14 protein-coding genes are annotated in these 17,646 nt (G+C 72.8%); all 14 read right to left on the bottom strand.

The genetic code is table 11. From position 1 onward, the window contains the following. Positions 1-240: 240 nt before the first annotated feature. The 14 genes from GXP71_RS11635 to GXP71_RS11700 are packed head-to-tail and all read right to left on the bottom strand — an operon-like array spanning position 241 to position 17,642. Positions 241-1,248, bottom strand: a complete 1,008-nt coding sequence (locus GXP71_RS11635; protein ID WP_162352771.1) for a polyprenyl synthetase family protein — start codon at positions 1,246-1,248, stop codon at positions 241-243. Between the two features lie 53 nt (positions 1,249-1,301). Beyond that, on the bottom strand, positions 1,302-2,996 hold the full coding sequence (nuoN, locus tag GXP71_RS11640; RefSeq protein ID WP_162352772.1) for an NADH-quinone oxidoreductase subunit NuoN: 1,695 nt from the start codon (positions 2,994-2,996) through the stop codon (positions 1,302-1,304). Further along, positions 2,993-4,537, bottom strand: a complete 1,545-nt coding sequence (locus GXP71_RS11645) for an NADH-quinone oxidoreductase subunit M (protein WP_162352773.1) — start codon at positions 4,535-4,537, stop codon at positions 2,993-2,995. The genes nuoN and GXP71_RS11645 overlap by 4 nt, the downstream gene beginning before the upstream one ends. Before the next feature lie 16 nt (positions 4,538-4,553). Then, positions 4,554-6,548 (bottom strand): NADH-quinone oxidoreductase subunit L, encoded by a 1,995-nt coding sequence (gene nuoL / locus GXP71_RS11650; RefSeq protein ID WP_162352774.1) that lies wholly within the window; start codon positions 6,546-6,548, stop codon positions 4,554-4,556. 10 nt (positions 6,549-6,558) lie between these two features. Then, on the bottom strand, positions 6,559-6,858 hold the full coding sequence (nuoK, locus tag GXP71_RS11655) for an NADH-quinone oxidoreductase subunit NuoK (RefSeq protein ID WP_124343911.1): 300 nt from the start codon (positions 6,856-6,858) through the stop codon (positions 6,559-6,561). Next, positions 6,855-7,853 carry an NADH-quinone oxidoreductase subunit J gene (locus GXP71_RS11660; protein ID WP_370520933.1) on the bottom strand — a complete coding sequence of 333 codons (999 nt, stop codon included), beginning with the start codon at positions 7,851-7,853 and terminating at the stop codon, positions 6,855-6,857. The genes nuoK and GXP71_RS11660 overlap by 4 nt, the downstream gene beginning before the upstream one ends. Beyond that, positions 7,850-8,719 carry an NADH-quinone oxidoreductase subunit NuoI gene (gene nuoI, locus GXP71_RS11665; RefSeq protein ID WP_370520934.1) on the bottom strand — a complete coding sequence of 290 codons (870 nt, stop codon included), beginning with the start codon at positions 8,717-8,719 and terminating at the stop codon, positions 7,850-7,852. The genes GXP71_RS11660 and nuoI overlap by 4 nt, the downstream gene beginning before the upstream one ends. Beyond that, on the bottom strand, positions 8,712-10,043 hold the full coding sequence (gene nuoH / locus GXP71_RS11670; RefSeq protein ID WP_162352775.1) for an NADH-quinone oxidoreductase subunit NuoH: 1,332 nt from the start codon (positions 10,041-10,043) through the stop codon (positions 8,712-8,714). Before nuoH ends, nuoI begins: the two co-directional genes overlap by 8 nt. After that, positions 10,040-12,682 carry an NADH-quinone oxidoreductase subunit G gene (locus GXP71_RS11675; protein WP_162352776.1) on the bottom strand — a complete coding sequence of 881 codons (2,643 nt, stop codon included), beginning with the start codon at positions 12,680-12,682 and terminating at the stop codon, positions 10,040-10,042. The genes nuoH and GXP71_RS11675 overlap by 4 nt, the downstream gene beginning before the upstream one ends. Continuing rightward, positions 12,679-14,019: an NADH-quinone oxidoreductase subunit NuoF gene (gene nuoF / locus GXP71_RS11680; RefSeq protein WP_162352777.1), complete on the bottom strand. Its 1,341-nt coding sequence runs from the start codon at positions 14,017-14,019 to the stop codon at positions 12,679-12,681. Before nuoF ends, GXP71_RS11675 begins: the two co-directional genes overlap by 4 nt. After that, entirely contained in the window at positions 14,019-14,969 is a 951-nt protein-coding gene (gene nuoE / locus GXP71_RS11685) for an NADH-quinone oxidoreductase subunit NuoE (RefSeq protein ID WP_162352778.1), read from the bottom strand. The genes nuoF and nuoE overlap by 1 nt, the downstream gene beginning before the upstream one ends. Beyond that, positions 14,969-16,312, bottom strand: a complete 1,344-nt coding sequence (locus tag GXP71_RS11690; protein WP_162352779.1) for an NADH-quinone oxidoreductase subunit D — start codon at positions 16,310-16,312, stop codon at positions 14,969-14,971. The genes nuoE and GXP71_RS11690 overlap by 1 nt, the downstream gene beginning before the upstream one ends. Beyond that, positions 16,309-17,094 (bottom strand): NADH-quinone oxidoreductase subunit C, encoded by a 786-nt coding sequence (locus GXP71_RS11695; protein WP_124344449.1) that lies wholly within the window; start codon positions 17,092-17,094, stop codon positions 16,309-16,311. The genes GXP71_RS11690 and GXP71_RS11695 overlap by 4 nt, the downstream gene beginning before the upstream one ends. Then, positions 17,091-17,642 carry an NADH-quinone oxidoreductase subunit B family protein gene (locus GXP71_RS11700; protein WP_124344448.1) on the bottom strand — a complete coding sequence of 184 codons (552 nt, stop codon included), beginning with the start codon at positions 17,640-17,642 and terminating at the stop codon, positions 17,091-17,093. The genes GXP71_RS11695 and GXP71_RS11700 overlap by 4 nt, the downstream gene beginning before the upstream one ends. Positions 17,643-17,646 lie beyond the last annotated feature (4 nt).

Below are 17,646 nucleotides of genomic sequence, written 5' to 3' on the forward strand. Positions count from 1 at the left end.
CGGGCACCCCCGTCGGTCGCACCCCGTCGGTCACGAGGCGCAGTCGGCCGGGACGCGTGGTCGGCGGTCGGGGGTCGACGCGGCGGGTCCAGCCGCGCCGGTGGTCGGGACGCGCCGACGGTCGGGACACACCGACGGTCCGGACGCACCGACGGTCAGGACGCACCGACGGTCAGGACGCGCCGACGGTCAGGACGGGCGATCGGTCCGGACGCGCGGACGGTCAGGACGCGCGGACGGTCAGGACGCGCGGTCGACCAGCGCGTCGGCGAACGCGACGAGCGCGTCCTTGACGGGACCGTCGGGCAGCGGGCCGAGCTCGGCGACGGCCTCGTGCGCGAGCGCCACGGCCCGGGCCCGCGTCTCCTCGACGACGGGGTGCGCCCGCAGGGCCGTGACGGCCGCCGCGAGGGCGTCGTCACCGGACAGGTCGGCGTCGAGCTGCGTGACGAGCGCGGCGTCGTCGGGTGACGCGTCGGGTGCGGCGGCGCGGGCACGCAGCAGCAGGGCGGGCATCGTGGGGACGCGCTCGCGGAGGTCGGTGCCCGGGGTCTTGCCGGTCACGGCGCCGTCGGAGGTGAGGTCGATGACGTCGTCGGCGAGCTGGAACGCCACGCCGATCTTCTCGCCGAAGGCCGTGACGGTCCGGACGACGTCGGGCCGGCACCCGGCGAACATCGCCCCGAACCGGGCGGACGTCGCGACGAGCGACGCGGTCTTGTCGGCGAGGACCTGCAGGTAGTGCGCGACGGGGTCCTCGTCGGGGCGCGGGCCGACGGTCTCGTGCAGCTGGCCCAGGCACAGCCGCTCGAACGTCGCGGCCTGGATGCGGACCGCGTCGGGGCCGAGGCCGGCGACCGTCGCGGACGCGCGCGCGAACAGCAGGTCGCCCGTGAGGATCGCGACGGAGTTGCCCCACACCTCGTGCGCGCTGGGGGCTCCGCGGCGCAGAGGCGCGGAGTCCATGACGTCGTCGTGGTACAGCGTCGCGAGGTGCGTGAGCTCGACGACGGTGGCCGCGTCGACGACCTCGCGTCGCGCGCCGTCGCCCAGCTCGGCCGTGAGGAGCGTGAGCAGCGGCCGCAGCCGCTTGCCGCCCGCGTTGACGAGGTGCCGGGAGGCGTCGTCGGCGAGCTGGTCCGCGTGCGTGACGGAGTCGCGCAGGCGTTCCTCGACGAGCGCCAGCCGGTCGGTGAGGCGCGCGCTGAGAGCAGGGTCCGCCAGAGCGATGGCGGTCGTCGTGGTCACGGCACGAACCTATCTTCCCCGCGCGGGTGGGTCGGGCACCCCGCGCGGCCGCGTCACGGCAGGAGCTGGGCCACGTCACCGACGAGGTCGAGGACGGGCGACGGGACGATGCCGAGCACGACGGTGAGCACCGCGCACACGGCGATCGCGACGACGGCGAAGCCCTCGCTCCCGACGACCGTCGTGGTGGTGGCCGTGGCCTTCTCCACGAGGGTCGCGGTCGCGGTGGTCCCCGCAGGCCTCGGCGCCTCGACGGGCTCGTCCGCGACGGTCGCGGCCGCTCCCCCGGTCACCTCGTCGGCCCCGTCGCCGGCGCCGCCGAAGAACATCAGCACGATGATGCGGACGTAGAAGAACGCGGCCGCGGCGGACGACAGCACACCGACGACGGCGAGCGGCCAGGCGCCGCCCTCGACCGCGGCCGAGAACACCGCGAACTTCCCGATGAAGCCGGCGGTGAGCGGGATGCCCGCGAACGACAGCAGGAAGAGCGCGAACGTCACCGCGAGGAGCGGGTTGGTCCGTCCCAGGCCGGTCCACTGCGACAGCCGGGTCGCCTCGCCGAGCACCGGACCGGGCTCGTCGCCGCTGCCCGCGGACCGCTCGCGCACGAGCCACACGATGCCGAACGCGCCGATCGTCGCCGCGCCGTAGGCCAGCAGGTAGAACAGCACGGCCGGGATCGCGGACTCGTCGAGCGCGACGATGCCCGTGAGGATGAAGCCCGCGTGCGCGATCGACGAGTACGCGAGGATGCGCTTGACGTCGGTCTGCACGAGCGCGGCGACGGTGCCGACGACCATCGTCGCGATCGCGACGGTCCACAGCACGACCGACAGGTCCCACTCGAGGTCCGGCAGCACCACGTAGACGAACCGCAGCAGCGCACCGAACGCGGCGACCTTGGTGCACGCGGCCATGAAGCCGGTGATGGGCGTCGGGGCACCCTGGTAGACGTCCGGGGTCCAGGTGTGGAACGGCACGGCCCCGACCTTGAAGAGCAGGCCGGCGAGCACGAGCACCGCACCGACGAGCAGCAGCCCGTCCACGCCCGTGACCTGGAGCGCCTGGTCGGCGATCTCCGAGTACCGCAGCGATCCCGAGTAGCCGTACAGCAGTCCGATGCCGAACAGCATGATCGCGGACGCGAACGCCCCGAGCAGGAAGTACTTCATCGCGGCCTCCTGCGAGAGCAGGCGGCGGCGACGGGCCATGCCGGTCAGCAGGTACAGCGGCAGCGACAGGACCTCGAGCGCGACGAACAGCGTCAGCAGGTCGCCCGCGGCGGGGAAGATCAGCATGCCGCCGACCGCGAACAGCAGCAGCGGGTAGACCTCGGTCTGCTGGAGGCCGCGACGACGCGCGAGCTCCTCGTAGTCCGAGCTCGGCACGGCTGCGGCGGACGGCGCGAAGGCGTCCTCGCCGGTGTCCGTGCGGTCGGCGACGACCAGCACGGACAGCAGCGCGAGCAGGGCGATCGTGCCCTGCAGGACGAGCGTCGGGCCGTCGACGATGATCGAGCCGCCGACGACCGCCGTACCGCCGTCGGACGCGACGCCCGACCACAGCGCCGCGACGGCGACGAGGGCGGCCGCGGGTGCGGCCAGACCGAGCGTGACCTGCACGGGCCGCCGCACGCGGGCCGGGACGAACGCCTCGACCAGCACGCCCGCGACCGCGGCGAGCAGGACGATGAGCGCGGGGCTCAGCAGCGACCACGGGATCTCGGGCGCGGTGAACGCGTTCACTTGTCGGTCCCTTCCTGGGCGCCGTGGGGAGCGACGTACGGCTCGACGCCGACCTGCTGGAGCGTGAGGTCCGCCGGCGGCCGGACGAGGTCGAGCGCGGGGCCCGGCACGAAGCCGAAGACGAGCATGAGCGCGATGAGCGGGCCGACGACCCACCGCTCGCGCGTGTCGAGGTCAGGCGTGGCGACGAGCTCCTCGCGGACCGGGCCCGTGAACACCCGCTGGTAGGTCCACAGCACGTAGATCGCCGCGAGCACCACGCCGAAGGTCGCGACGATCGACGCGGCCGGGTGGCGGGTGAACGTGCCGACCAGCACGAGGAACTCGCTGACGAACGTCGAGAGGCCGGGCAGCGACAGCGCCGAGAGCCCGATGACGAGGAACGTCCCGGCGAGCACGGGCACGACCTTCTGCAGGCCGCCGAAGTCGGCGATCTGCTGCGACCCGCGCCGCGCGGCGAGGAACCCGACGAGCAGGAACAGCCCGCCCGTCGAGAGCCCGTGGTTGACCATGTAGAACGACGACCCGGCGATCGACGTCGCGGAGAACGCGAAGATGCCGAGCACGATGAAGCCGAAGTGCGACACCGACGTGTACGCGACGAGCCGCATCATGTCCTTCTGCCCGATCGCGAGCAGCGCGCCGTAGAGGATCGACACGACCGCGAGCACGATGATCACCGGCGCCGCCCAGCGGGACGCGTCGGGGAACAGCGGCAGGCACAGCGTGAGCATCCCGAACGTGCCGACCTTGTCGAGCACGCCGACGAGCAGCGTGGACGTCCCGGCGGGCGCCTGCTGTGCCGCGTCGGGCAGCCAGGTGTGCACGGGGAACATCGGCGCCTTGATCGCGAACGCCAGGAAGAACGCGAGGAACAGCCACTTCTCGAGCGTCGGGTCGAGCGACAGGCCCGTGAGGTTCTCGGTGAGGAAGCCGTCGGCGCCGCGCGGCCCGTTGAGGTACAGCGCGATCACGCCGACCAGCATGACGAGCCCGCCGGCGAGCGAGTACAGCAGGAACTTCACGGCGGCGTACCGGCGCTGCTCCCCGCCGAACATCCCGATCATGAAGTAGACGGGGATGAGCATCGCCTCGAAGACGACGTAGAAGAGGAACACGTCGCGCGCCGCGAACACGAGGACGATGAACGCCTCGAGCAGCAGGACCAGCGCGAGGTACTGCCGCAGGCGGTCCGTGGGCACGGTCAGCGAGCCCTGCTCGCGCCACGCCGCCAGGACGACGAGCGGCACGAGCACGACGGACATGAGCACGAGCACGAGCCCGACGCCGTCGACGCCGACGGCGTACGAGACGCCGAGCGCGGGGATCCAGGAGTGCGTCTCGGTGAGCTGGTGCGCGGCGGCGTCCGCGGTGTCGAACGCGAGCAGCGCGCCGACGGCGAGGACGAGCTCGGCGATCGCGAACCCGAGCGCGACCGCGCGGGTCCGGCCGCGCCAGCCCGCGGGCAGCGCCCAGAGGGCGACCGCTCCGAGGACGGGCAGCACGACCAGCGCGGTCAGCCAGGGGAAGGAGGTCGACATCGGTGGGGGCTCTCCCTCAGCTCTGGGTGACCAGGACGGCGACGACGAGCACGACCAGGCCGATCACGGTCGTCGCGGCGTAGGAGCGGACATAGCCGGTCTGCACCCGGCGGGCCAGGTCGCCGAGGCCGACCGTCGCGCGGCCGACGCCGGTGACCGTGCCGTCGACGACCGCGCGGTCGGCGAAGACGAGGGACCGGGTGAGGTGCTGGCCGGGCTCGACGAGCAGCGCGTCGTTGACGGAGTCCTGGTACAGGTCGACGCGGGCCGCGCGGGTGAGCGCGGTGCCGAGCGGCGGGACGACCGGGACCTGCGACACGGCGTAGCGGCGCCACGCGAGGACGAGGCCGAGCACGACGACCGCGAGCGTCAGCGCGACGAGGACCCACGCGGGGAGCACCGGCTCCTCGTGCTCGACGTGCCCGGTGACGGGCTCGAGCCACGTGACGAAGCGTCCGCCGAGCGCGAGGAACCCGCCGAGCCCGACCGACCCGACGGCCAGGATGATCATGGGCCACATCATGAGTCGGGGTGCCTCGTGCGGGTGCTGCGCCGACCCGTCGGCCTTCGCCGACCAGCGCCGCTGGCCCTCGAACGTCATGAAGAACAGCCGGGACATGTAGAACGCGGTGATGCCCGCGCCCAGGAGCGCGACGGTGCCGAACACCCAGGCGCGCCACGGCTGCCCGTCGACGGGCACGAACGCGGCCTCGATGATCTTGTCCTTGCTGAAGAACCCGGAGAACGGCGGGATGCCGAGGATCGCGAGCCAGCCCGCCCCGAAGGTCAGCCACGTGATCACCATGTACCGCGCGAGCCCGCCGAAGCGTCGCATGTCGACCTGGTCGTCCATCGCGTGCATGACGGACCCCGCACCCAGGAACATGCCGGCCTTGAAGAAGCCGTGCGTCACGAGGTGGAAGATCGCGAACGCGTACCCGACGGGGCCCAGGCCGGCGGCCAGGACCATGTAGCCGATCTGCGACATCGTCGAGGCGGCCAGGGCCTTCTTGATGTCGTCCTTCGCGCAGCCGACGATCGCCCCGAACAGCAACGTGATCGCGCCGACGACCACCACGACGAGCTGCGCCGTGGGCGCCGCGTCGAAGATCGCACCGCTGCGGACGATGAGGTACACGCCCGCGGTGACCATGGTGGCGGCGTGGATGAGCGCGGACACCGGCGTCGGGCCGGCCATCGCGTCGCCGAGCCAGGACTGCAGCGGGAACTGCGCGGACTTGCCGCACGCGGCGAGCAGCAGCATGAGTCCGAGCGCGGTCGCGGTGCCCTCGGACAGCTCCGACGCTCCGCCGAGCACCGTGCCGAAGTCGAGCGCGCCGAACTGGGCGACCATGATCCCCATCGCGACGATGAGCCCGATGTCGCCGACGCGGTTGGCGACGAACGCCTTCTTCGCGGCGACCGCGTACGGCGTGCGGTGGTTCCAGAAGCCGATGAGCAGGTACGACGCGAGACCCACGCCCTCCCACCCGACGAACAGCAGCAGGAAGGAGTCGCCGAGCACCAGCAGGAGCATCGCCGCGACGAACAGGTTGAGGTACGCGAAGAACCGGCGCCGCGCGTCGTCGTGCTCCATGTACGCCACGGAGTAGACGTGGATGAGCGTCCCGACGAACGTCACGAGCAGGACGAACGTCAGCGACAGCGGGTCCAGGCGGAAGCCCGCGTCGACGTGGAACGCTCCCGCGTCGAGCCACCGGCCGAGGTCGACGACGATCACGCGGGAGTCCGCGGGGCGTCCGAGCAGCGCGAGGAACGCGACCGCGCCGGCGACGAACGCGCCGGCCGAGGCGAGGACGCCGAGCCAGTGGCCCCAGCGGTCGGCGCGGCGGCCGAGCAGCAGCAGGACGGCCGCGGACAGCAGCGGCAGGCCGATGAGCAGCGGGCCGACGAGGAAGACGCCGGCCTGCACGGTCTCCGTGGCGGGCGCGACGGTCTCCGCCCGCAGGTGCGCGGGCAGCGTCGCGGCGAGGGTGGTCAGGGTGTGCACGGGCCGCCCCTCAGCTCTTGAGCAGGTTCACGTCGTCGACCGAGGCCGAGCGCCGGGTACGGAAGATCGCCACGATGATCGCGAGGCCGACGACGACCTCCGCGGCGGCCACGACCATGACGAAGAACGCCAGGACCTGGCCCGTCAGCGCGCCGTGGATCCGCGAGAAGGTCACGAGCAGCAGGTTCGTCGCGTTGAGCATGAGCTCGACGCCCATGAACACGATGATCGCGTTGCGCCGCAGCAGCACCGTCGTCGCCCCGATCGTGAAGAGGATCGTGGCGAGGACGAGGTAGTGGGTGAGGCTCACGCCTGGTCCTCCTGTCCGACGACCCCGCGGGGTCCGGTCGAGGGTCCGTCCTGACCGCTGTCGCTCACGGCCGCGTCCAGGTCCGGCACGTTGACGCGGGCGCCGGCCGGGTCCGCCGCGGGCGGCGGCGTCGGGCCGTCGCCGGTCGCGGCGTCGTCGGACGCGAACCGTGCGCCGGTGAGCCGGCCGGAGCGCACGCGCGCGGTGCGCGCGGCGAACTCGGCGGCGTCGGCCTCCTGGCCGCGGACGCGCAGCACGCGCGGCACCGAGTCGTCGATGGGCCGCCCCTGGGGGTCGAGGGCCGGGACGTCCATCGCGTTGTGCCGGGCGTACACGCCGGGCGCCGGCAGCGACACCGGGTGGGCGCCGGCGGCGACGCGGGCGTCCGCGCGCTCCTTCTGGCCGACGCGCGGCACCAGCCGGGTGCGGTGCGTGTAGACGAGCGCGCCGAGCGCGGCGGTGACGAGCAGCGCGCCCACGACCTCGAACGCGAGCACGTACTCGCCGAAGACGACGTGCGCGATCGCGACCGGGTTGGACGCCTCGTTCGCCGCGTCGAGCCCCTGCGCCGGGCCGTAGGTGGCACGGCCGACGACGCCCGCGAGCACGACGCCGAGCCCGACGCCGGCGAGCACGCCGATCCAGCGCTGGCCGCGGATGGTCTCGACGAGCGAGTCGGACGCGTCGACGCCGACGAGCATGAGGACGAACAGGAACAGCATCATCACGGCGCCGGTGTAGACGACGACCTGCACGACGCCGAGGAACACGGCGTCCTGCGCGACGTAGAGGAACGCCAGCGAGATCATCACGACCACGACGGACATCGCGGCGTGCACGGCCTTGCGCGCGAACAGCAGCCCGAGCGCGGCGAGCACCATGATCGGCCCGAGCACCCAGAACAGGACGGCCTCGCCGGTGCCGGCCTCGCCGCCGTCGAGCGCGGTCGCGCCCATCGGGGCGGCGCTGAGCGCGTGCCCGAGGAGCGCGCTCACCGGGAGCCCTGCTTGGTCGCGGCGGCGGCGAGCGCGGCCTGCGCGGCGGCGGTCGGTCCGGGCACGTTCGCGGCCTCGACGCCCGCGCCGCCGGGCAGCGTCGGGTCGTCGGGACGGTGCTCCGCGACCCACGCGCGCTGCGCGTCGTCGGGGCCGGTGACCTTGCCCTGGTAGTACTCGGTGTCGCTCGTGCCCTCGACCATCGGGTGCGGCGCGGAGAGCATGCCCTGGCGCAGCGGCGCGAGCAGGTCCTGCTTCTCCCAGATCATCCCCGCACGCGTCGGACCCGCGAGCTCGTACTCGTTGGTCATCGTGAGCGCGCGCGTCGGGCACGCCTCGATGCACAGGCCGCAGAAGATGCAGCGCAGGTAGTTGATCTGGTAGACGCGGCCGTACCGCTCCCCCGGGCTGAACTGCGCGTCCGGGGTGTTGTCGGCGCCTTCGACGTAGATCGCGTCCGCGGGGCACGCCCACGCGCACAGCTCGCAGCCGATGCACTTCTCGAGCCCGTCGGCGTACCGGTTGAGCTGGTGACGGCCGTGGTACCGCGGCTTGGCGGGCACCTTCTCCGACGGGTACTGCTCCGTGACCGTCGGCCGGAACATGTTCGACAGCGTGACGCCGAAGCCGCCGACGGGTGCGAGGACCTCGGACAGCCCGGAGCGGGGCTCGATGAGCGACGTGTAGCCCTCGGTCTCCGGCGTCGCGACCTCGCCGCCGCGCGGCCGCGGGGCGACCGTGCGACCGGGCTGCGCGCCGGGCGCGGGCTTGCCGCCCGCGGGCGAGCCGCCTGCGGGACGAGCGGCCGCGGGCTTCGCGCCGGTGGGCTCGCCCGCCTTGCCGGTGGGCTTGCGCTGGTCAGCCACCGTGCACCTCCTGCGTGACCTGGGGGACGTCGGTCGAGGCCGCCTGGGCGGCGCGCTGCTTGCGCGGGGACGGCGGCAGCGTCTGGCCGGGCAGCGGCGGGACGGGATAGCCGCCTGCGAACGGGTCGAACGGCTGCGGGCCGGACGGCTTCGGCGGTTCCGTGGGCTTCTTGCGCTCGGGGATCGCGAACGACACGAGCAGGCCCAGGACCACGATCCCCGCGAGGACGAACAGCAGGGTCCGCAGGTCGAGGCCCGAGAACTGCCGCACGCCCTGCACGACCGCGACGCAGACGACCCACACGAGCGCCGCCGGGATGAGCACCTTCCAGCCGAGCTTCATGAACTGGTCGTACCGGAACCGCAGGACGGAGCCGCGGATCCAGACGAACACGAACATGAGCGCCCAGAGCTTCGCGAGGAACCACAGGATCGGCCACCAGCCGGTCTGCAGAAAATGGTCCGCCGGGATGAACGGGGCGCGCCAGCCGCCGAGGAACAGCGTCGTCGCGACCGCCGAGACGTTGAGCATGTTGATGTACTCCGCGAGGAAGAACCACGCGAACTTCATCGACGAGTACTCGGTCATGTAGCCCGACACGAGCTCGCCCTCGGCCTCGGGGAGGTCGAACGGCAGACGGTTCGTCTCGCCGACCATCGACACGATGTAGAGGACGAACGCGGGCAGCAGCGGCAGGAACCACCAGACCTGCGTCTGCGAGCTGACGATCTGCGACGTCGACATCGACCCGGCGAGGATGAACACGCTGACGAGCGACAGGCCCATCGCGAGCTCGTAGGAGATGACCTGGGCGGTCGAGCGGACCGAGCCGAGCAGCGGGTACGTCGAGCCCGACGACCAGCCGCCCAGGACGATGCCGTACACGCCGACCGAGGCGCACGCGAGGATGTACAGCACCGCGACCGGGAAGTCCGTGAGCTGCAGCGGCGTGACGATGCCGAACATGCTGACCGACGGCCCGAACGGGATGACCGCGAACGTCAGCAGCGAGCAGAACACCGCGATCATCGGCGCGACGATGTAGACGAGCTTGTCGGCCGCCTTGACGGTGACGTCCTCCTTGAACAGGAGCTTCATCGCGTCGGCGAGCGACTGGAGCAGGCCGAACGGGCCGTGCACGTTGGGACCGGGCCGCACCTGCATGCGCGCGACGACCTTGCGCTCGAACCAGATCGCGATGAGCACGCTGGTCAGCAGGAAGACGACGATCGCGACGGCCTTGAGCAGCCAGATCCAGAAGTTGTCGTTGCTGAAGTCGGCCGCGACGGCGGTGGTGCCGTCGACCGCGAGCTGCAGGGTCATGCGCCGACCTCCTCGTGGGCACTGCGACCGGCATCCTGCCCGGTGCCGGTCTCCTCGCGGGTGAGCGCACCCGGCGCGGCGGCGATCCGGACGAGGTCGCCCGCGTCCGCGTGCAGCGTGTCGCGCACGGCGCTGCCGGGCGCGTTCGTCGGGAGCCAGACGACGAGGTCCGGCATGTCGGTGACGACGACGGGCAGCGTGATCGTCCCGGCGTCGGTCGACACCGCGATCGCTCCCCCGTCGGTCGCACCGACGGACGCCGCCGTGGCCGCCGAGACCCGCGCGACGGGACGCTTGGCCGTCCCCGCGAGGAACGGCTCGCCGCTCTGCAGCCGGCCCTCGTCGAGCAGCTGGTGCCACGTCGCGAGGACCGCGGTGCCCGCGGCGACGGCGGGCGGCTCCGCTGCCGGCACGTCCGGGGCGTCCACGCGCGCGCCGTCCCAGCCGCCGAGCTGGTCGAGCTCGGCGTGCACGGCCGTGAGCGACCCGGTGCCGAGATCGACGCCGAGCGCGTCGGCGAGCCGGTCGAGCACGCGGTGGTCGGGCAGGAAGTGCGACGTCAGCGCCTGCGTGAACGGGCGCGGGCGCCCCTCCCACGTGACGAACGTGCCGGGCTTCTCGACCGGCGGTGCGACGGGCAGGACCACGTCGGCGCGGTCGGTGACCTCGGAGCGGCGGACCTCGAGCGACACGAGGAACGGCACGCGGTCGAGCGCCTCGCGGGCGATGGCCGGGTCGGGCAGGTCGGCCGGCTCGAGGCCGCCCACGACGAGGCCGCCCAGGAGGCCGGCGCGCGCGGCGGCGAGGATCTCCGCCGCCGACCGTCCGGGCTCGGCGGGCAGGTGCTCGACGCCCCAGACCGCGGCGATGTCGACGCGCGCGCCCGAGTCGGCGACCGGACGACCGCCCGGCAGCAGGCTCGGCAGGAGCCCCGTCTCGACCGCGGCACGCTCGCCCACGCGACGCGGGACCCACGCGAGGCGGGCCCCCGTGCGGGCCGCGAGCCGCAGCGCGGCGGAGTACGCACCGGGCGACGACGCGAGCCGCTCGCCCACGAGCACCACGGCGCCCTCGGCGGCCAGCGCGGCCGCGGCGTCACCGAGCAGCTCGTCGGCGCCGGCGACGATCCCGTCGAGCACCTCCGCCTCCGTGCCCGGGGCCGCCGCGAGGAGCGTGCCGGAGAGCCGCTCGAGCCCGCGGCTCGCGAGCGGCGCGACCGACAGGACGCGCGTGCGCTTCTTCACGACCTGCTCGCGCACCCGCAGGAACGCGATGCCGGCCTCCTCCTCGAGCTCGAGCCCGACGAGCAGCACGGCCGGCGCGGCGACGAGGTCGCCGAACGTGACCTCGAGCGTGCGGCCCGCGACGTGGTGGCCGAGGAACGCCTCCTCCTCCGCCGAGTGCGGGCGCGCGCGGCCGTCGACGTCATTCGTGCCGAGCGCGACGCGCGCGAACTTCGACCACGCGTAGGCGTCCTCGAGCGTGAGGCGCCCACCTGGGAGGGCAGCGAGACCGACCGCCGTCTCCCGCGGGTCGGACGGCGTCTGCGCCGCGCGCAGGCCCGCGGCCGCGACGTCGAGCGCCTCGATCCATGACGCGGGCTCGAGCTCACCGGCCGCGTTGCGGACGAGCGGGGTCGTGATGCGGTCCGGCGCGGACTGCCACGTGAACGCGAAACGGTCCTTGTCGGTGATCCACTCCTGGTTGACCACCGGGTCGTCGCCCGCGAGGCGCCGCAGCACCACGCCGCGGCGGTGGTCGACGCGGATCGCCGAGCCCTGGGAGTCGTGCTCCGCGATCCCGGGCGTCGACACCAGGTCGAACGGGCGCGACCGGAACCGGTACGCCGCGCTCGTCAGGGCGCCCACCGGGCAGATCTGCACGGTGTTGCCCGAGAAGTACGACGCGAACGGGCGGCCCGACGTGTCCTGCGTCGACGCGCCCACCGGGGTGTCGCCCGCGAACCCGAGGACGTCGGTGTCGAACGTGCCGATCTGCTGCTGCGCGCCGCGCTTCTGCAGGTCGATCCACACGTCGCCCGCGATCTCCTCCGAGAACCGGGTGCAGCGCTGGCACAGGACGCAGCGCTCGCGGTCGAGCAGGATCTGCGTCGAGATCGCGATCGGCTTGGGGAACGTGCGCTTGACGTCGACGAAGCGCGTCGTCGCGCGGCCGTTCGACATCGCCTGGTTCTGCAGCGGGCACTCGCCGCCCTTGTCGCACACCGGGCAGTCGAGCGGGTGGTTGACGAGCAGCAGCTCCATGACGCCGTGCTGCGCCTTGTCGGCCTCGGGCGACGTGTGCTGCGTCTTGACCTGCATGCCGGGCGTGGCCTCGAGCGTGCAGGACGCCTGCGGCTTGGGCATCTTCGCGAGGTTGCCGTCGCGGCCGGGCGCCCAGACCTCGACGAGGCACTGCCGGCACGCGCCCGCGGGGGCGAGCAGCGGGTGGTCGCAGAACCGCGGGATCTGGATGCCGACCTGCTCGGCCGCGCGGATGACGAGCGTGCCCTTCGGGACGGTCGTCTCGAGGCCGTCGATCTCGAACGTCACCGTGTCCGTCGGCTCGGGCGCGGCAGGCATCGGTGCGGCCGGGACGAGCGGGGTCGCCGTCGTCGGGCCGGAGGACGTGATGGTCATGCGTGCACCCCCGCGAGGGCCGCCCGGCCGCGCCGGGGGGCGTAGGTGAACAGCGAGCTGTGCTCCGGCGGGAAGAGCACGTCGGCGGGCGTGTGCGTGCCGGCCTCGAACTCCTCCCGGAAGTACTGCACGGCCGACGTGATCGGGCTCGTCGCACCGTCGCCGAGCGCGCAGAACGCGCGGCCGAGGATGTTGTCGCACAGGTCGAGCAGCAGGTCGATGTCCGCGTGCGTCCCCTGGCCGCCCTCGATGCGCTTGAGCACCTGGACCAGCCAGTACGTGCCCTCGCGGCACGGGGTGCACTTGCCGCACGACTCGTGCTTGTAGAACTCGGTCCAGCGCGTCACCGCGCGGACGACCGAGGTCGTCTCGTCGAAGATCTGCAGTGCGCGCGTGCCGAGCATCGACCCCGCGGCGCCGACCGACTCGTAGTCGAGGGGCACGTCGAGGTGCTCGGCCGTGAAGATCGGCGTCGACGACCCGCCGGGGGTCCAGAACTTCAGCTGGTGGCCCTCGCGGATGCCGCCCGCCATGGCGAGCAGCTCGCGCAGCGTGATGCCGAGCGGCGCCTCGTACTGGCCGGGGCGCGTGACGTGACCGGACAGGCTGAACAGGCCGTGGCCCGTCGACCGCTCGGTGCCCATGCCCGTGAACCAGTCCGCGCCGCCGCGCACGATGCCGGGCACCGACGCGATCGACTCGACGTTGTTCACGACCGTCGGGCGCGCGTACAGGCCCGCGACCGCGGGGAACGGCGGCTTGAGCCGCGGCTGGCCGCGCAGGCCCTCGAGCGAGTCGAGCAGCGCGGTCTCCTCGCCGCAGATGTACGCGCCCGCACCCGCGTGCAGCGTGATCTCCAGGTCGAAGCCCGAGCCGAGGATGTTCGTGCCGAGGTAGCCCGCGGCACGCGCCTCCTCGATCGCCCGCAGCAGCCGCCGGTAGACGTGCAGGACCTCGCCGCGCACGTAGAGGAACGCGTGGTGGCAGCCGATCGCGTAGCTCGTGATGATCATGCCCTCGATGAGGTGCTGCGGGCTGGCCATCATGAGCGGGATGTCCTTGCAGGTCCCCGGCTCGGACTCGTCCGCGTTGACCACGAGGTAGCGCGGCCCGCCGTCGGGCGCGGGCAGGAATCCCCACTTCATGCCCGTCGGGAAGCCCGCACCGCCACGGCCGCGCAGACCGGAGTCCTTGACCATCGTCACGACGTCCGCCGCCTGCATGCCGAGCGCGCGGCGCAGGCCGCGGTAGCCGCCCGCGTCCTCGTAGGCGGACAGGGTCCAGGACCGGTCCGCGTCCCAGGTGTCCGTGAGGACCGGGGCCAGGGTCGTCGCCATCACGACTCCTTCGCGTCGTCGGAGGACTGCTTGCGCTGCTCCTGCTCGGCCGAGACGTCGCCCTCGCTGACGGGCGGACGCTCGGCGCTCGACTGCTCGGCGCCCGGCGCGGGCGTGCCCGCCGGGGTGGGCTCGGCCGCGGACGCGGGACGCTCGCCCGCGGCTGCCGCCGGTGCCGCGGCACGCGGGGTGCCCCGCGCCGGCGTCCGGGCCTGCTCGGCGGCGCGCGTGCGCTCCTCGTCGGTGAACGGCGGGGCGGTCCAGCCCTCCTGCCGCGCGAGCTCGAGGCCCCGCAGCGTCGCGGGACCGGCCCCCACGCCCTCGTCCGCACGGCCGTCGGAGAAGCCCGCGAGCACGCGGCTCATCTCCTTGAACGTGCACACGTGGTCCGCGCCGCGCGTCGGGGCGACGGGCGTCCCGGCGCGCAGGGCCTCGACGACGTCGCGCGCCGAGTCCGGCGTCTGGTTGTCGAAGAACTCCCAGTTGACCATCACGACGGGCGCGTAGTCGCAGGCCGCGTTGCACTCGATCCGCTCGAGCGTGATCGCGCCGTCCTCGGTGGTCTCGTCGTGGCCGACGCCCAGGTGGTCGGAGAGCTCCTCCCAGATCGCGTCGCCGCCCATGACCGCGCACAGCGTGTTGGTGCACACCCCGACCGTGTAGTCGCCGTTGGGGTGCCGCTTGTACTGCGTGTAGAACGTCGCGACGGCGCTGACCTCGGCCGTCGTGAGCCCGAGCTCGGCCGCGCAGAACGCGATGCCGCGCGGGCTCACGTAGCCGTCCTCCGACTGCACCAGGTGGAGCAGCGGCAGCAGCGCGGAGCGCTCCTGCGGGTAGCGGGCCTTGATCACCGCCGCGTCCGCCGACAGCCGCGCGCGCGTCTCGTCGTCGAACGCCGTGCGGTGCGTCGCGCCCGGCACGCGGGCGCCCCCGATCTCCTCGACCGACATCAGCGGTCCACCCCTCCGAGCACCGGGTCGAGCGACGCGACGGCGACGACGACGTCGGCCACCTGGCCGCCCTCGCACATGATCGACACGGCCTGCAGGTTGTTGAACGACGGGTCCCGGAAGTGGGCCCGGTACGGCCGCGTGCCGCCGTCGGACACGAGGTGCACGCCCAGCTCGCCGCGCGGGTGCTCGACCGTCTGGAAGACCTGGCCGGCCGGGACGCGGAAGCCCTCGGTCACGAGCTTGAAGTGGTGGATCAGGGCCTCCATCGAGGTGCCCATGATCTCCTTGATGTGGTCGAGCGAGTTGCCCATGCCGTCCGACCCGATCGCGAGCTGCGCAGGCCAGGCGATCTTCTTGTCGCCCACCATGACGGGCCCGGGGCCCATCTTCTGCAGGCGGTCGAGCGTCTGCTCGACGATGTTCATCGACTGGTAGCACTCCTCCATGCGGAGGATCACGCGCGCCCAGGAGTCCGCCTCGGTCGCGACCGGGACGTCGAAGTCGTACGTCTCGTAGCCGCAGTACGGCGCGGCCTTGCGCACGTCGTACGGCAGGCCTGCCGACCGGAGCACGGGGCCTGTGATGCCGAGCGCCATGCAGCCCGACAGTCCGAGGTAGCCGACCTCCTTGAGCCGCAGCTGCAGGATCGGGTTGGCGAGCATGAGGTCTTCGAGCTGCTTGAAGTAGTGGCGCATCGACGTGAGCGCCTCGCGGATCGTGTCGATCGCGCCGGGCGGGATGTCCTGCGCGACACCGCCGGGGCGGATGAACGCGTGGTTCATGCGCAGGCCCGTGATGAGCTCGAAGATCCGCAGGACCTCCTCGCGCGCCGTGAAGCCCACGGTCATGATCGTCGTCGCACCGAGCTCGTTGCCGCCCGTCGCGAGGCACACGAGGTGCGACGCGATGCGGTTGAGCTCCATGAGCAGCACGCGGATGACCGTCGCGCGCTCCGGCACGTCGTCCGTGATCCCGAGCAGCTTCTCGACGCCCAGGCAGTACGCGGCCTCCTGGAACAGCGGCGCCACGTAGTCCATGCGCGTGCAGAAGGTCACGCCCTGGGTCCAGGTGCGGAACTCCATGTTCTTCTCGATGCCGGTGTGCAGGTAGCCGATGCCCGCGCGGGCCTCGGTCACCGTCTCGCCGTCGATCTCGAGCATGAGCCGGAGCACGCCGTGCGTCGACGGGTGCTGCGGCCCCATGTTGACGACGATGCGCTCCTCACCGAGGCGCGCCGCTTCCTCGGCGATGTCCGACCAGTCGCCGCCGGACGCCTCGAACGTCGGGACGCCCGTGGTCTCGTCGTCGACCAGGTGCGCGGTCGCGTGGGGGGTGCTCATGAGTAGGACCTCCGCTGGTCCGGGGGCGGCACGGTCGCGCCCTTGTACTCGACCGGGATGCCGCCGAGGGGGTAGTCCTTGCGCTGCGGGTGGCCCGGCCAGTCGTCGGGCATCTCGATGCGCGCGAGGCCGGGGTGGCCGTCGAAGACGAGGCCGAAGAAGTCGTATGTCTCGCGCTCGTGCCAGTCGTTGGCCGGGTAGACGGACGTCGTCGACGGGATGTGCGGGTCGGCGTCGGGCGCCGTCACCTCGAACCGGAGGCGACGCCCGTGGGTCACCGACACCACGTGGTAGACGGCGTGCAGCTCGCGACCCGTCTCGTGCGGGTAGTGCACGCCGCTGACGCCGAGGCTGAGCTCGAACCGCAGGTCGGGGTCGTCGCGCAGCGCGCTGGCGACCGCGACCACGTGCTCGCGCGCCACGTGCAGCGTGAGCTCCTCACGGTCCACGACGACCGACTCCACGGCGTTCGCGAAGCCCGTGCCGTTCTCGTCGAGGACCTCGGTCAGCACGTCGACGACCTCGTCGAACCAGCCGCCGTACGGGCGCTCGCTCGCGGCCGGCATCAGGACCGGCACGACGAGCCCGCCGTAGCCGGAGGTGTCGCCCGTGCCGTGCGCGCCGAACATGCCCTGCCGGACGTCGACGACCTCGAGCGGCGTGCGCGCGGCCGGGACGTTCTGTCCGCCCGCCTCGAGCGCGGCCTCGCTGGTCGCCTGCGCGCCGGTGCCGGCGTCGCCCGGCTTCACGGCCGCGGCGGCATCCTTCTTCTCGTCGGTCATCGCAGCAGCCCCGTCATGTGCGAGGTGGGCGTCGCGGCGAGCGCGGCGGCCTCGGCGGCGGCCGCGGCCTCACGACGGTTCACGCCGAGCGGCTCGTTCTGGATCTGCTCGTGCAGCGTGAGGATCGCGTTGATGAGCATCTCCGGACGCGGCGGGCAGCCCGGCAGGTAGATGTCCACCGGCACGACGTGGTCGACGCCCTGCACGATCGCGTAGTTGTTGAACATGCCGCCCGACGAGGCGCACACGCCCATCGAGAGCACCCACTTCGGCGCGGACATCTGGTCGTAGACCTGCCGCACGACGGGCGCCATCTTCTGGCTGACCCGGCCCGCGACGATCATCAGGTCGGCCTGCCGCGGCGAGGCGCGGAACACCTCCATGCCGAACCGCGAGAGGTCGTACCGCGGCGCACCGGCGGCCATCATCTCGATCGCGCAGCACGCGAGGCCGAACGTCACCGGCCACAGCGAGCCCTTGCGGAAGTAGCCGACCAGGTCCTCGACCGTCGTCAGCAGGAATCCCGAGGGAGCCTCTTCGATCCCCATGCGT

Origin of the sequence: Cellulomonas sp. H30R-01 (assembly GCF_010119915.1) — a bacterium.
GTDB classification, from domain to species: Bacteria; Actinomycetota; Actinomycetes; order Actinomycetales; family Cellulomonadaceae; genus Cellulomonas; species Cellulomonas algicola.